Annotated in this window: 13 protein-coding genes (1 of these 13 running past the window's edge); 4 read left to right on the forward strand and 9 right to left on the reverse strand. The window is 64.6% G+C overall.

Going from position 1 to position 14,488, the window contains the following annotated elements; all coding sequences use genetic code 11:
• Positions 1-472: the 3' portion of a lipopolysaccharide biosynthesis protein gene (locus tag ACRECS_RS07505; RefSeq protein WP_431582337.1), read on the forward strand. It extends 1,013 nt beyond the left edge of the window; only the last 472 of its 1,485 coding nucleotides appear in the window; its start codon lies beyond the left edge, outside the window; the stop codon is at positions 470-472.
• Here the strand turns inward: ACRECS_RS07505 and ACRECS_RS07510 are convergent.
• A complete protein-coding gene (locus ACRECS_RS07510) occupies positions 460-888 on the reverse strand; it encodes a CBS domain-containing protein (RefSeq protein WP_431582338.1) in 429 nt (142 codons plus the stop codon). The genes ACRECS_RS07505 and ACRECS_RS07510 overlap by 13 nt on opposite strands.
• Before the next feature lie 84 nt (positions 889-972).
• On the opposite strand from ACRECS_RS07510, the gene ACRECS_RS07515 reads away from it, so the two are divergent.
• Positions 973-1,248 (forward strand): hypothetical protein, encoded by a 276-nt coding sequence (locus tag ACRECS_RS07515; RefSeq protein ID WP_431582339.1) that lies wholly within the window; start codon positions 973-975, stop codon positions 1,246-1,248.
• Between the two features lie 15 nt (positions 1,249-1,263).
• Here the strand turns inward: ACRECS_RS07515 and ACRECS_RS07520 are convergent, their stop codons facing one another.
• From ACRECS_RS07520 to hisS, 7 genes are all read right to left on the reverse strand, one after another.
• Positions 1,264-2,847: a DUF4139 domain-containing protein gene (locus ACRECS_RS07520; RefSeq protein WP_431582340.1), complete on the reverse strand. Its 1,584-nt coding sequence runs from the start codon at positions 2,845-2,847 to the stop codon at positions 1,264-1,266.
• A complete protein-coding gene (locus ACRECS_RS07525) occupies positions 2,847-4,430 on the reverse strand; it encodes a DUF4139 domain-containing protein (RefSeq protein WP_431582341.1) in 1,584 nt (527 codons plus the stop codon). Before ACRECS_RS07525 ends, ACRECS_RS07520 begins: the two co-directional genes overlap by 1 nt.
• A 4-nt stretch (positions 4,431-4,434) precedes the next feature.
• Positions 4,435-5,835 carry a DUF4139 domain-containing protein gene (locus ACRECS_RS07530; RefSeq protein WP_431582342.1) on the reverse strand — a complete coding sequence of 467 codons (1,401 nt, stop codon included), beginning with the start codon at positions 5,833-5,835 and terminating at the stop codon, positions 4,435-4,437.
• Positions 5,836-6,002: 167 nt separating this feature from the next.
• The gene (locus ACRECS_RS07535) at positions 6,003-7,040 is read right to left on the reverse strand and encodes a DUF4167 domain-containing protein (RefSeq protein ID WP_431582343.1); all 1,038 of its coding nucleotides are present in this window, start codon (positions 7,038-7,040) and stop codon (positions 6,003-6,005) included.
• A gap of 259 nt (positions 7,041-7,299) precedes the next feature.
• Complete coding sequence (prmC, locus tag ACRECS_RS07540) at positions 7,300-8,109, reverse strand: peptide chain release factor N(5)-glutamine methyltransferase (protein ID WP_431582344.1); 810 nt, start codon at positions 8,107-8,109, stop codon at positions 7,300-7,302.
• A 114-nt stretch (positions 8,110-8,223) separates the two neighbouring features.
• The gene (gene prfA, locus ACRECS_RS07545) at positions 8,224-9,300 is read right to left on the reverse strand and encodes a peptide chain release factor 1 (RefSeq protein ID WP_431582345.1); all 1,077 of its coding nucleotides are present in this window, start codon (positions 9,298-9,300) and stop codon (positions 8,224-8,226) included.
• Positions 9,301-9,322: 22 nt separating this feature from the next.
• Positions 9,323-10,567 carry a histidine--tRNA ligase gene (gene hisS, locus ACRECS_RS07550; RefSeq protein ID WP_431582346.1) on the reverse strand — a complete coding sequence of 415 codons (1,245 nt, stop codon included), beginning with the start codon at positions 10,565-10,567 and terminating at the stop codon, positions 9,323-9,325.
• A 49-nt stretch (positions 10,568-10,616) separates the two neighbouring features.
• Here hisS and ACRECS_RS07555 point away from each other — a divergent pair, with 49 nt between their 5' ends.
• Complete coding sequence (locus tag ACRECS_RS07555) at positions 10,617-11,264, forward strand: DUF1345 domain-containing protein (protein WP_431582347.1); 648 nt, start codon at positions 10,617-10,619, stop codon at positions 11,262-11,264.
• A gap of 224 nt (positions 11,265-11,488) precedes the next feature.
• Here the strand turns inward: ACRECS_RS07555 and ACRECS_RS07560 are convergent, their stop codons facing one another.
• Positions 11,489-12,151 (reverse strand): hypothetical protein, encoded by a 663-nt coding sequence (locus ACRECS_RS07560; RefSeq protein ID WP_431582348.1) that lies wholly within the window; start codon positions 12,149-12,151, stop codon positions 11,489-11,491.
• Positions 12,152-12,507: 356 nt separating this feature from the next.
• On the opposite strand from ACRECS_RS07560, the gene ACRECS_RS07565 reads away from it, so the two are divergent.
• Entirely contained in the window at positions 12,508-14,415 is a 1,908-nt protein-coding gene (locus ACRECS_RS07565; protein WP_431582349.1) for a M61 family metallopeptidase, read from the forward strand.
• Positions 14,416-14,488: the final 73 nt, after the last annotated feature.

Raw genomic sequence — 14,488 nt, forward strand, 5'->3', positions numbered from 1 at the left:
TCTGCTGGCGCTCGCCATGCCGTTCATGACACTTCAGATCCTATTCTCACCGGCCTGCGATGCGCTTGGCAAGCCCGGGATCGGCGTGCGCAACGGCGCGGTCGGCGCCGTGCTCCTGTCGATCGCCTTCATGATCGGGGTGCGCTGGGGCGTGACCGGCATCGCCTGGGCCTGGATCGCGGCCTATCCGATCTATCTCGCGATCAGCCTGTGGCGATCCCTGTCAGTGATCGGCACTTCGATCCGCGCCTTGGCCGATGCGATCGCGCCGGCCTTGTTTGCCGCGATCGGCATGGCGCTGGCGGTCCGTCTCGTCGATGCGGCGCTGCCGCCGATGAGTCCGCTACCGCGCCTCGCGATTCTCGTGACGGCCGGCGCGACAGTCTATGGCGCCTGGCTGATGATCTTCGCGCGCCAGGTGGTTCGCGAACTGATCGCGATCATCCGCAAGCAGCCGCTTCAGGCGGACTGAATATAGCTGCGCATCGCCTCCGCATCGGCCTCGATCCGGTCGATGCGATATTTGACCAGGTCGCCGATCGACACCACGCCGATCACCTGGCCGGCCTCGACCACCGGCAAATGGCGGATCCGCCGCCGCGTCATCAAAGACAGCGCGCCGATCACCGCTTCGGAGAGTCCGACGGTAATCGCGGGAGAGGTCATCACATCGCCGACCCGCGCATCGAGCGCGGCGGCACCATGCGCTTCGAGCCCATGGATCACGTCGCGTTCGGAAAAGATTCCGACAACATTGGCGCCGTCCATCACCGGCACCGCACCAATCCGTCGCTGTGCCAGCAAGGCAACCGCCTCACGCACGCTGTGCTGCGTCGTCACCGATATGACTTCCCGGCCTTTGCCGCCCAGGATCGCCGCGATCGTCATGGTTCGTCTCCTCTTTGCCCAGCCCGTTTTTCCCGAGTCTTCGAGGCGGTTGAGGATTCCACCTTTGCGGGGCAAAGCGCAAGCATGAGCACGCCTGCCGGACTCGAAGATCCCGATTATGCCGCCTTTGCCTGGCGGCGGTTCCGCCGCATCCTGGCCTGGATGGGGCTGGCGACGGCGATCGTCATTGCGATCGCGATTGTCGGACTCGATCATTTTTACGGCCCGCTGTCCTGGATCGCGATCCTGGCGACGATCGGCGGCGTCGGCGGATCGGTCATGCTTGCCGCGGCGCTAATGGGGCTCGCATTCCTCAGTTCGGGCACCGGCCACGACGAATCGGTCAACGATATCGGCTAGAGTCGAAACCGCGCCTTACCGCTCGGGCTCCAGCTTCAACGTAAAGTCGAGCTTCGCCTCGCCATTGGCCGGTACGATGACGCGCCAGGCCTTTCGCCCCTTGCGCTCGATCATCTTGGCGCTGGTGCTCGCCAGCTTGTAGGGAATGACCAGCTCGAACGTCTCCGGCGTCGACCGCGCGTTGGTAACGATGACCTTATAGGGCTTGCGCCGCTCCGACGGTCTTCTGGCAACAATCTTGTAGCGCACATCGCTGCTTTCGCCGGTGCCGAACTCGACCTCATCACCGATTGCCCGGTCGGCCAGATTGCTCTCGCCGAGCAGCAGTGATTCGCCACTCACTCGTTCAAATGTCGCGATGCCGCCCGCAGGCAGCGGCAGGCCCAGCCCCTTCGCCTCCAGATTCTCGGTGCGCAGAACGCGCGTCGCCGCCTCACTCTCGGGATCGTCATCATCCGCGTCATAATCGAATTCTTCGAACTCGCCGGTATAGACACGGTCGAACCGCACCTTCTTGCGGTCAATCATCGCCACTTGCTTGCGGCTCATCGCGGCAACCGTGACGGGCTCGGGAACATGGTAGAGCTTGAGATCGCCGAGCTCCTCCTGCTCGGCCGTCATCACCGAGACGCCAACCGGCACATCGGCCCGGGCGCCGCGATAATTGCCGGTGACGATAATATCGGCCATCCCCGATTCGTTCATCACCTCGGGCGGCGGGGGTGGTGCCGGCGGCGGGGACGCAATCCCCCAGCGCGGATGCGTACTGGTGATGTCCATTGGCCAGCAACGCAGATGCAGCGCCGGCTCGGGACCCTTGGGCAGGGGATGATCGGCTTCCTTGTTCGGCGCGCCCGCCACCGCATTGGTGTTCGCGGCGGCGAAGCCCTGGCTGCCGCCATTAATCACGGTCAGCCAAGCGAACAGGTCGAGCGTATCCCCGTCATCGGCGACCCGCGCGACATAATGCGCCGACCAGTCGAACCCCTGCGCCAGATAGGAGAGCTGGACCGTCGCCGTCGCGGCGGTCGCCGTATCGGTGACGACCGACAGGGTCGGCTTGGCCGCCAGATCCTCCGGTACGCTGGGATAGGACAAGGCTTCGGGCAAACCCGCACAGCCCAGCGCCTCAACCCCTTCGGCGGTGGTCAGGACCACGCCGCCATTCGGTCCGGCCTGAATCACCGCTTCACCGGTCGTCGTCCTTCCAGTGGCGCGGTCGGTGCGGCGGATGGTCACGCGGCGCTTGAGATAGGCGTCGATCAATGTCGCCGGCCCGAGCAGTCTCGCGTCACGATTCTTCTCGTTCACCCGGCGCGGCAGGCCGGTGACGATCGCGGTTTCAGGCATCATACCTTCGGAAACCCCAGCGAAGCGGATCGTCGAACGCCCGGCGGGGAGCGTGATCGTGCGGGTTTCGGTGATCAGCGCATAGCCGCCAGGCCAGTTGCCTTTGGCCGCGCCCTCATTGCGGCCGGGATCGCGGTAAAGCGTGACCGAGATCGCGTCGATCTTGTCGGACTGGACCAGGACCTGGGATGCCGCCGGATTGACGGCGAGCATCAGCCACAGGGCGGCAAGGGCGTACCCGATTCGCATCAGCCAGGCGCCTTGAACGTCACGTTCAATACCGCTTCGCCATTTGCCGGAACCACCGTCCGCCAGATCTTATCCCCCTTGCGCTCGATCACTGCATCGCTTGCCGAAACGATCGGAAACGGCAGGCCCAGCTCGAATATCTCAGGCGTCGATCGTGCGTTGGTCACCTTCACGGTGAATGGCACTTGCCCGGCAGGTCCCTTAGTGCGCGGGAGGGCAGTGGTGACATGGCGTACGTCGTTGCTCTGTCCGATCCCGAGTTCCAGTTCCTCGCCGATCGCGCGGTCTTTCAGGCTGGCCTCGCCAACCAGCAGGGATGCGCCATTCGCCGGCTCGAACACCGCGACCACCCCCGCCGGCAACGGCAGGCCCAGCCCATCGGCTTCCTTGTTTTCAGTGCGCAGCACCAGCCGTGCCCCAATGCTGGGCGTGGTTCCGGGGCCGTTGAGCCAACCATTGAAAGCGGCAGTGTAGACGCGCTCAAACGTCACACCCTTGCGGTCAATCATCGCCACCTGCTTGCGGCTCAGCGCGGCAACGGTGACCGGCTCGGGAATGCGGTATAGCTTGAGGTCACCCAGATCCTCCTGCTGTGCCATCATCACCGGAGCTGGTGGCGGAGGGGGCGCGGGCATCGCCTGCAATCTCATCGCGATCCGCTCGCGACGCGACCCTGTGACGACAATCCTATCGACTGACTCTTCTACAACCATCTGCGGTGGCGGTGCCCGCTCGATACTCCATTTCGGGTAAGTGCTGGTGATATCCATCGGCCAGCATTTCAGATGCAGTTCGGGCGGTGGCCCCTTGGGCAGCCGCGCCGCCGCCTCGCGGTGCAGGCCGCCCGCAACCGCCTGGGTATTTGCATCGGCAAAGCCCTGGCTGCCGCCATTGGCGACCGTCAGCCAGGCGAACAGGTCGAGTGTTTTCCCGTCATCGCCGACCCGCGCAACATAATTGGCCGACCAGTCGAATCCCTGCGCCAGGTAGGAAAGCTGCACCGTCGCCGTCGTCGCCACGGCATTGTCGGTCGTGACCGACAGCGTCGGTTTGGCGGCCAGGTCACTGGGTACGCCGGGATAGGACAGCGATTCGGGCAGGCCCGAACAGGATAATGCCTCGGCCCCCGCAGCTGTGGTGAACACCACACCGCCGCCCGGCCCCGACTGGATCACGGCGTCCTCGGTGGTGGTCTTGCCGGTCGCGCCGCTGGTGCGGCGGATCGTCACGCTGCGCTTCAGATAGGCATCGACCAGCCCCGCCGGCGACAGCAGCCGTGCGTCACGATTCTTCTCGCCGACCCCTTTCGGCACCCCGCTGACAATCGCGCTTTCCGGCAGCATGCCTTCGGCCACGCCGGCGAAGCGGATAACCAGGCGCCCGGCGGGCAGGCTGATCGTGCGAGTCTCGGTGATCAGCGCATAGCCGCCCGGCCAGCCTGCATCGATTGCCCGCTCGCCGCGCCCAGGCTCACGGTACAGCGTGACCGAGATCTTATCGATCCGCTCGGAATTGACGATCGTCTGCCCCGCAGCGGGCGTCGCGGGTAGAAAGAGCGCGGAAAGGACAGCGATGCGGCGCATCGGATCAATAGCGCGTGTCGAACACCACGGTCACTGACGCCTTGCCATTGCCCGGAACCGGCACCTTCCATTCCATCCGGTCGGCCGAGACGCGCTCGCCGGTGATGCTCTGGTCGATGAGGCGGACATCGCCCCACAGACCGTTCTGCGCCAGATCGACCGTCACCGCATCGGGACGGGCGTTGGAGAAATCATAGCGCATCGAGGTGCGCCAGCGTGACGAGGATAGCCGCTTGCGCTCGACCGTCACCGCGGCGCCCTTCACGTCGAACGCCTCGCCGGTACGGATCGACATTTGCGACCCCATCGGCGCCGCCGCGACACGGCTTTCGCCGATGAACTGGGGATCGCCGCGCTTGTCGCGCATATAGACGCGGATCGTGCCGGCCGGCAGCTGATCGCCCAGCCCGCCGGTGCGCGAGGTGGAGAATTTCAGGACGGTGGCGGCGCTGCGCGGCTCGGACTGGGTCTCGAGCCAGCCATTGGTCCACTCATAGGTCTTGCGCGCGGCGACGCCCTTCACGTCGAGGAAGCTGACCTGTTTCTGCTGCGCATTGGCGATCGTCGTGCGCTCGCCGAGCGGATAGAGATAATAGTCGCCGAGCTTCTCGCGCTGGTTCGATTCTGTCCCCGCCACCTCAAGCGTCGCATCGCCAAGCTGCGAAAAATTACCCCCGCTGCGATTGGGGTTGCCCGCGACGAGCAGCACATCGGCATTGCGATAAGTCGTACCGGTGCTGTTGGTCAGCGTGACCCAGCCCTGCACGTCGATCGCGCTCTTCGCCTCGTCGAACAGCATGACATAGTCGCTGGTCCAGCCGAGCCCGGGGGTCAGATAGCTCAAGGTCGCCGGCACCCGGCCCGCCTTCGCTACTTGCAAGGTCACTGACAGGGTCGGGCGAGCGCGGAGGTTTTCCGGCACCTTGTCAAAGATCACCCGCACCGGCAGCCCGTCATCGCGCAGCACTTCGATCCGGTTGCCGATCTGCAGCACGATGCCGCCATTCGCCGCGAGCACCCGAGCCTGCTCGCGCGTCTCCGCACCGGTCGCCGGATTGGTCCGTACGATCGTCACGACCGAGCCGACCGCCTTTTCCATCAACTTGTCGGGTGAGAGCAGGTCGTAATCGAAATTCTGCTCGACAATGCCGATGCCGGGGCCGCCGAGCGTGACCGTCTCGGAACGGATCTGCGCCGAGACGTCGGGGAAATCCTGCCGCGTGCGGCCGGCGTCGAGATCGAGCTGCCGGACATCCTGCACCAGCGACTGGCCGTTCTGATAGATGGTGACCGCGACATCGCCCTGGGCATTGGCGGCCAGCGGATTGGCTGGCTGCGGCACAGCGGTCTGCGCCTGAGCGATCAGGGGAAATGCCAGTGCTGCCGTCCCGATCCAGTACCGCATTCTCACTGTCCCCCAACTGGCTAGCTCAGTCGCTTCTCGGAGACATGCTAGACGGCAATGGCGGCAGGTCAACGGCCAGATACTGAAGCAGTTCGTGGCGCGCATAAGGAAAAGGCCGGCCCGGCGGATGCTGGGCCGGCCTTTGCCGATTCGCTAGTGTCGACCGATCACTCCGCGGCGGTCGACTCGTCCGCTGCCGGGCGCGCACGGCGCGCACGCGGTTTCTTCTCGGGCACCGGTTCGGCGTCAGGCACGATCGCCGAGATGCCGAGCGACGGCGGTAAGCGATCCGCCTCGAACATTGGCGCCTCTTCACGGACGACGGGTGCAGCATCGCGGCGCGGTCGTCCGCGGCGACGCGGTTCTTCCTGAACCGGCGCGGTTTCGGGCTGCGGTGCAGTCTCCTGACGCGGCGCCTCTTCCTGGCGCGGCGCACGGTCCGGGCGCGGGGCGCGGGTTTCGCGGCGCGCCGGGGCGGTATCCTGCTCGTCCTGCGCATAGGGCGCGCGGTTCACGCGATCGGTGCCATTGCGATCGCCGCGATCGGTGTTCGCGTTCCGGTCATTGCGCTCGTAGCGGTCGTTGGCCTGACGCTGCGGCCGATCGCCATATTGGCGGTCCGCATTCTGGCGATCATTGTTGGGCCGGTCATCGCCGCGATCGTCGCGGACATAGCGATCGGCGCGGTCGGCGCGATCATTGTCGCCGCCATTGCCCCCACCGTTGCCCCCACCGTTGCCATTGCCGCGCGCCGGACGACGATCATCGTCATACTGGCCGTTGCCATTCTGGCCGCCATTGCCCTGATAGCCCTGGTTCTGGCCACCCTGGTTGCGATCCTGCGGGCGCTGCTGCTGCTCCACGCGGGCGATCGGTTCGCCGTCCTCGTCATATTCCTGCTCGTCTTCTTCGAACGCCGCACCACCATTCTGGCGCCGGTTATCTTCGAAGCGCGACCGGGTTTCCGCGAGCACGCGGAAATAATGGTCTGCGAACTGCAGATAATATTCGGTGTTGACGCGGTCGCCCTGCATCTGTGCGTCGCGCGCAAGGGTCTTGTATTTCTCGAGCAGCTGGCTCGCGTTGCCGCGCGCCCGGTTGTCGATACGGTTGCCATTATCCGGGCGGCCCGAATTACCCTGCGGGCGCTGCTGCTGCCCGCCACGACCGCGACGGCGGCCGGCCTGACGATTATTGTTAATCAAGTGCTGTTGTCCTGTCCTTCAAAACCAACCCGGTCGTGCTCCGCAACAATGTGGATGCAATGCTCCTTGGCCCGTGCTCGCCGACCTTCGGCGAAACGAGCCTGCCACGACCGCCGGACTGCAGCGGTGCGATGACGAAGGAGGCGGGCAACAGCCCGTTTTCAACCAGTTAATGGTGAAAGCGCGTGCCCCTGCCCTGTTCAATAGCGGCTGGCGCGCCAATCTCCAAGCGGAAATATGTGACGCCCGTGCGACAGGTTCAAGAATGCCGTGCCATCACGCAGCGTGCGATCCCGCCGAGATCGGATCGGATTCCCGTCACCAGCCCCTGCGCGCCCAGCAGCGCGGCGACTTCCACCGCCTGCCCTGCACCGACCTCGAGGCAAGCGATCCCATCGGTCGCGAGCAGGGCGGGCAGTTGTGGCGCGATGATGCGGTAGTCGTCGAGCCCGTCCGCGCCGGCGAACAGCGCCCCGGCCGGCTCATGATCGCGCACCTCGGCGGGGAGCGTGTCGCCGGTCGCGATATAGGGCGGGTTGGCGAGGATCAGGTCGAACTCGCCTTTCAGACCCTCGGCCCAATTGCCCAACCTGAAGCTGGCGCGGTCGTCCATCCCCAAATCGTCTGCATTGATTCCTGCATAGCCAAGCGCCTTTTCTGACGCGTCAATGCCGAGCCCGTGCGCCTCGGGCCATTGCGACAAGGCGGCGAGCAGCAGTGTGCCGGGGCCTGTCCCCAGATCGAGGATTCGGTGCGGCCTACGGTCGCCGAAATGCGCGACCGCCGCCTCGATCAGCGTCTCGCTATCGGCACGCGGCACCAGCGCGCCGGGGCCGACGGCAAGGTCGATCGTCCAGAAAGCGCGGCTGCCAACGACATAGGCGATCGGTTCATGCGCGAGGCGGCGCGCAACGAATGCGGCGAAGGCTTCCGGGACTTCAGCGTCGAGATGGCTGAGGAGCAGCGATTCCCGCGTGATGCCGAGCGCATGGGCCATCAGCAGTTCGGCGTCGAGGCGCGGGGTTTGCGAGGTGGCGGCGAATGCGGCGGTGGCCTCGGCGAGCGCCACCCTGACTCCCCTTCCGCTTGCAGGAGGGGTCGGGGGAGGGCTTGTCACAAGCGCCACGCCGGGAAGAACAGGCCCTCCCTTAACCCCTCCCATAAATGGGAGGGGGATAAGAAATCAGCCCGCATCCAGCGTCGCCAGCCGTTCCGCCTCGTCCTCGGCGATCAGCGCGCTGACCAGTTCGTCCATCTCGCCTTCGAGAATCTCGGGCAAGCGGTGGAGAGTCAGGTTGATGCGGTGGTCGGTCACCCGCCCTTGCGGGAAATTATAGGTGCGAATCCGCTCCGACCGGTCGCCCGATCCGACCATCGACTTGCGCGCACCCGCGCGTTCATTGTGCAGCCGCTCGCGCTCCGCCTCGTAGAGCCGGGTGCGCAGCACCTTCAGCGCCTTGGCTTTGTTCTTGTGCTGCGACTTTTCGTCCTGCTGGATCACCACCAGGCCGGTCGGGATATGCACGATACGCACCGCGGAATCGGTCGTGTTGACCGATTGCCCGCCCGGCCCCGACGACCGGTACACGTCGATGCGCAGGTCCTTGTCATCGATCTTGACGTCGACCTCTTCCGCCTCGGGCAGCACCGCCACCGTCGCCGCCGAGGTGTGGATGCGTCCCTGCGCTTCGGTCGCGGGCACGCGCTGCACGCGGTGCACGCCGCTTTCGAACTTCAGGCGCGCGAACACGCCCTTGCCCTCGACCGAAGCGATCGCTTCGCGAAAGCCGCCGGATTCGGAGCTGGAGGCGGAGATCAGCTCGACCCGCCAGCCCTGGCGTTCGGCATAGCGCTGATACATGCGGAACAGATCGCCGGCGAACAGCGCCGCCTCGTCGCCGCCGGTCCCGGCGCGGATTTCGAGCATCGCAGCACGCTCGTCGGCGGCATCGCGCGGCAGCAATGACAGCGCCAGCGCCCGCTCGGCGGCGGGCAAGGTCTCGCGGATCGCCTCGATCTCCTCGCGCGCCATCTGCTTGATCTCGGGATCGCTGTCATTCTCCATGCCGGCGAGCACTTCGAGCTCGGCGCGCAGCCGCCGCACCTCACCCGCCGCCCGCGCGACCGGTTCGAGCTCGGCATATTCCTTCGACACCGCGACGAAGCGGTCGGAGGGCAGGTCGCCGGTCGCCATCTGCGCCTGCAACTCATCGCGCCGCGCCTCGATCTGCGCGATCCGTGCTGCGGAAATACCGGTCATGCGGCCGGCCGGCCTTCAATCGTCAACGCAGCGCCTCCGCCAGGGCGTCGAGCGCCACGTCCGTCTGCGTCCCCGGCCCCAGTTCCTTGACCGCGGCGACGCCCTTTTCCTGTTCATTGTCGCCCAGAATGACCGCAAAGCGGGCACCCAGTGCATCGGCCTTCGCCATCCGCTTCTTCATATTGCCGCGATACGCCATATCGACGGTCACGCCGGCGCGACGCAGATCGGCCACGATGCCCAGCGCGCGCGCTTCCGCGGCGGCACCCATCGGCACGATCACCGCATCGACCGCTTCCGCCGCCGGCTCATCCAGCAGCATCGCCAACCGCTCGATCCCCGCCGCCCAGCCGATTCCCGGCGTCTCCGGTCCGCCAAGCGACCCGATCAGCCCATCATAGCGACCGCCGGCCAGTACCGTACCCTGCGCGCCGAGCCGGTCGGTGACGAACTCGAACGCCGTGTGGCGGTAATAATCCAGCCCGCGCACCAACCGCGAATTGCGCGTCCAGGCGACACCCGCCGAATCCAGACCCTTGGTTACGCTCTCGAAGAACGCGCCCGCCTCGGACGTCAGATAGGCGTCGATATCGGGGGCGGCCTCGGCGATCGGTCGGTCCTTCGGATCCTTGCTGTCGAGGATGCGTAACGGATTGCGGGTTAGCCGGTCCTTGCTGTCCTGCGACAGATCGCCTTCATGCTGCTCAAAATGGGTAACCAGCGCCGCGCGCCAGGCGTCGCGCGTTTCCGCATCGCCAAGCGTGTTAAGCTGCAAGGTCACGCCGTCGTCGATCTTGAGTTCGTGCAGCAGCTGGTCGGCGAGCACCAGCAGTTCGATATCCGCCGCCGCTTCGGGGGCGCCAATGATCTCGGCATCGATCTGGTGAAACTGGCGGTACCGGCCCTTTTGCGGCCGTTCGTACCGGAACACCGGCCCGTGCGCGACGAGCTTCAGCGGCGCATATTGCTGCCAGCCCTCGGTCAGATAGGCGCGCGCGATGCCGGCGGTGAATTCGGGCCGCAGGGTGAGCGAATCCCCGCCGCGATCCTCGAACGTGTACATTTCCTTCGACACGACATCGGTCGTCTCGCCGAGCGAGCGCGCGAACACGGCGGTCGATTCGAAGATCGGCACCTCGACGCGCTGGAAACAATAGAGTCGCCGCACCCGCTCGAACGTGTCGATGACATGCGCGAAGCGGCGCTGCTCCTCGCCGAAGATGTCCTGCGTGCCGCGAATGCGCTTGGGGGTTTCGATACGTGCCATTTGCGGCTGCTCTCTATGCGAGCGCGGGAAGGAGCGCTAGACCTTCGACATGGCGGCGAAAAACTCGGGTCTGCAGCTCGGCAACAGGATCGCACCGCCGCGCTTCCTTGCCTTCGTCCTCCTGTTCGCGGCCGGGCTCGCGATTCTGATCCCGCTGCTCGATAAGGGACTGGGCACGATGGCGGCGTTCGATATCGCCGCAGCCACATTCCTTGCCCTGGTTGCGCCACTGCTGGGCAGCAAGGCCGACGCGATGCGCGCGCATACCAAGGACAACGACGCCAACCGCGCCTTGCTGCTCGCCATTACCGCCACGGTGACGATCGTGATCCTCGTGTCGGTCGTCAGCGAGATGATGGGCGGCAAGAGCAGCAATTTCGCCACCGCGCTGATCGTCGTCACGCTGATCCTCGCCTGGCTGTTCTCCAACACCGTCTATGCGCTGCATTATGCGCATCTCTTCTATCTCGATAACGGCACGGGCAAGGACAGTGGCGGGGTCGATATCCCCGCAACGAAGGAGCCCGATTACTGGGATTTCGTCTATTTCAGCTTCACGCTCGGCATGACCTTTCAGACCTCGGATGTGGAGATCACCGCACCGCGCATCCGCCGTGTGGTGATCGGCCATTGCCTCGCCGCCTTTGTGTTCAACATCGGCGTGCTGGCGTTCACCATTAACGTGCTGGGCGGCTGAACCCGCCCTCTATTGGCTGCTCCTCATATTTAGGTCATCGACTCATAAACAGGGCCGTCTGCCAGCGCCCCAAATGTTGCCCCGGAGGACGTTTGCAGGCGTACCGCAAAAAGTGGTCGTTGTTCATGCTGCAGGCCGACGGCAGTTGCCGCCCAGATCGCGGTCCTTCGATGCGTTTGCAAAATCTGATACCGAGTTCCCGGCTGGAGACTGATTTGGCGCGGTTAGCGGGAAGCGGTCTTCGCGAAGACCGCAGGGTCGATCAGAATATCGGTTAGGACCAAGTCAAGAGCCCATTCCGTATCTGGCCCGCTGCCATCATCCGTGTAATTCGACCTGGCCACTATCAGGTCCTTGCTGAGATCGTCCTGCAGCGAATAGCAAATGGCGGATCCCACCAGACCATCCCCAAGATCGACACATTGGGCTTTAACGCCCGCGATCGTCGCCGTCTTGCAACGGGGAAAGCGAGCGCACTTCGGGTGCTGGTCGATCCAGTCCGCGGTCTTGATGCTCGACCAAGGGCCGGATTTAGCCATGACGCTACGAGAGAGCGTTATCGTGGCAGAACATGCCTGGCGGTCTGCCTTGATGGTCGGGGTGTCTTCGATGACAGCAACGCTTGCAGGGGTTCGGTAGAGCCTTCGCTTGCCCTTCCAGAGCAGTTCGCGTCCCTCGACCCTTGCGTCGGTGCCGCGCGCCTTGCATTCGGCCTCGAGCGCCTCAAGATCGTCCTTAACATCGATGCGGCCGAATTCAGTTTCAGCGTACAGCCCGTGAACCTTCGGCTCGCTTGACGGTGCGAATCCTTGGGGCAGTGGCGCGATTAGATCTTGCGCCGACGCCCGGGTGCCGAGCACGGCCGAGACAATGGACAGCAGCAGCATAATTGCGAATAATCTCATAAGCCCTGCGCCCCTTGCTCCGGTATGGGACATCGTCCGCCTCGGCATAGTCCCTGAGAAAGTATAGACGTCACGGTCCCGGTCAATGGCGGCGCGCCTCCACCGTCCAGGCAGGCGGCCAGCCTTCCCCGGCCGCCGCTGCAATGATTAAATTCTCACGGCGCAGCCCTTCTCTCACCCTCTTCTCTGCGCCTCATCGACACGATCCTGTAAAAGGAGCAATTTCTTCCCGCTGACGCTGGGTCCCGCCGTCGCGCGTACAAGGCCGAGGGACTAGACGTTCGCCGTGCCGCGGGCTTAAGCCGCGGCACAACCTCCCCTTTGCCGAAAGGCCCTTGATGATCCGTCCGCTTGTCACCGCCACGCTGCTCGCCGCCGCCGCAACCCCCGCGATCGCCGAGAATTCGAAGCCGCAGCCAGTCCCCTATGTCGACACGATTCCGCCGGCGCGCGACATTGCCTATCCCGGCACGATCACGCTCGATGTCGATGCGACCGATACCAAACGCGGCATCTTCACGGTCAAGGAGAGCATCCCGGTCAAGGACGCCGGGCCCATGGTGCTGCTCTATCCGAAATGGCTCCCCGGCGCACACAGCCCGCGCGGCGAGATCGAGAAGCTCGCCGGCCTGTTCATCACCGCGAACGGCAAGCCGGTGCCATGGAAGCGCGACCCGGTCGATGTCTTCGCCTTCCATATCGATGTGCCGAAGGGCGCAAAAATGCTCGATATCAGCCTGAAATTCCTGTCGGCGACCAAGACCGACCAGGGCCGCATCGTCATGACGCCGAAGATGCTCAGCCTGCAGTTCAACTCGATGAGCCTGTATCCGGCGGGCTATTTCACGCGCCAGATTCCAGTCAAGGCAACCGTGAAATATCCCGACGGCTGGACCGCTGCCTCCGCCCTGACGGCCAAGGCGACCGGTTCGACCTATGTCTATGAAAAGACCAATTACGAAGTGCTGGTCGACTCCCCCGCTCTCGCCGGGCGCTATTACAAGCGCTGGGCACTCAGCCCGCGCGTCAATCTCAACGTGGTCGCCGACACGCCCGAGGAGCTGGCCGCCACCCCCGAACAGATCGACGTACACAAGAAGCTAGTCGAGCAGGCGGTGAAGAATTTCGGCGCGCAGCATTACGACACTTATGAATTCCTGCTCTCGATCAGCGAGGATCTGGGCGGGATCGGGCTCGAGCATCACCGCTCGTCCGAAAACGGCGTGAAGCCGGGCTATTTCACCAAATGGAAGGACGGCCCGGGGTCGCGCAACCTGTTGCCGCATGAATTCACCCATAGCTGGGACGGCAAGTTCCGCCGCGGCGCGGACCTGTGGACGCCCGACTTCCGCACGCCGATGCGCGGCAGCCTGTTATGGGTCTATGAGGGGCAGACGCAATTCTGGGGCTATGTGCTGCAGGCACGTTCCGGCATCGTGTCGAAGCAGGATACGCTCGACATGTACGCCTCGATCCTCGCCACGCTCGACAACCGTCCGGCGCGCGAGTGGCGAGCGATGGTCGACACGACCAACGACCCGGTCATGTCGCAGCGCAAGCCGAAGGGCTGGACCAGCTATCAGCGCTCGGAGGATTATTACAATGAAGGCCTGCTGGTGTGGATGGAGGTCGATTCGATCCTGCGCAAGCAATCCGGCGGCACCAAGTCGATCGACGATTTCGCGAAAGCCTTTTTCGGCATCAACGACGGCGACTGGGGGCAGGTGACCTATACCTTCGACGATGTCGTCGCGACGCTCAACAACATTCAGCCTTATGACTGGAACGGCTTCCTCAGCACGCGGATCAATGAAACCGGCGCCCCCGCGCCGCTCGGCGGGTTCGTCGCCAATGGCTATCGCCTGATCTATGCCGACGAGCCGACGCTGGCGTTCAAGAACAGCGAGATGACGGGCAAGAAGACCGACCTGACCTATTCGCTGGGTCTGGTGATCGACAAGGATGCGGAGATCACTGCGGTCGGCTGGAACAGCCCGGCGTACAAGGCGGGGCTCGACATCGGCATCAAGGTGATCGCGGTCAACGACGTCGCCTATAGCGACACTCTGCTCAAGGCAGCGGTCGTCACCGCAAAGACGTCGAAGGACCCGATCCGGCTGCTGGTCAAGAATGGCGAACGGATCGACACCATCGCCATCGACTATCATGGCGGGCCGCGCTATCCGCGCCTGGAAAAAATCGGCTCCGGAGAGGGTGGCCTGGATAAGCTGTTATCGCCCCGCTGATGCGGGGGTGTGCGGTGCCGGCCCGCGCCCCCTCCCGGCCACCCATTCAGGATATTCTGTGGGTGGCCGGGAG

This window comes from Sphingomonas sp. (genome assembly GCF_050725575.1).
Lineage (GTDB): Bacteria > Pseudomonadota > Alphaproteobacteria > Sphingomonadales > Sphingomonadaceae > Sphingomonas.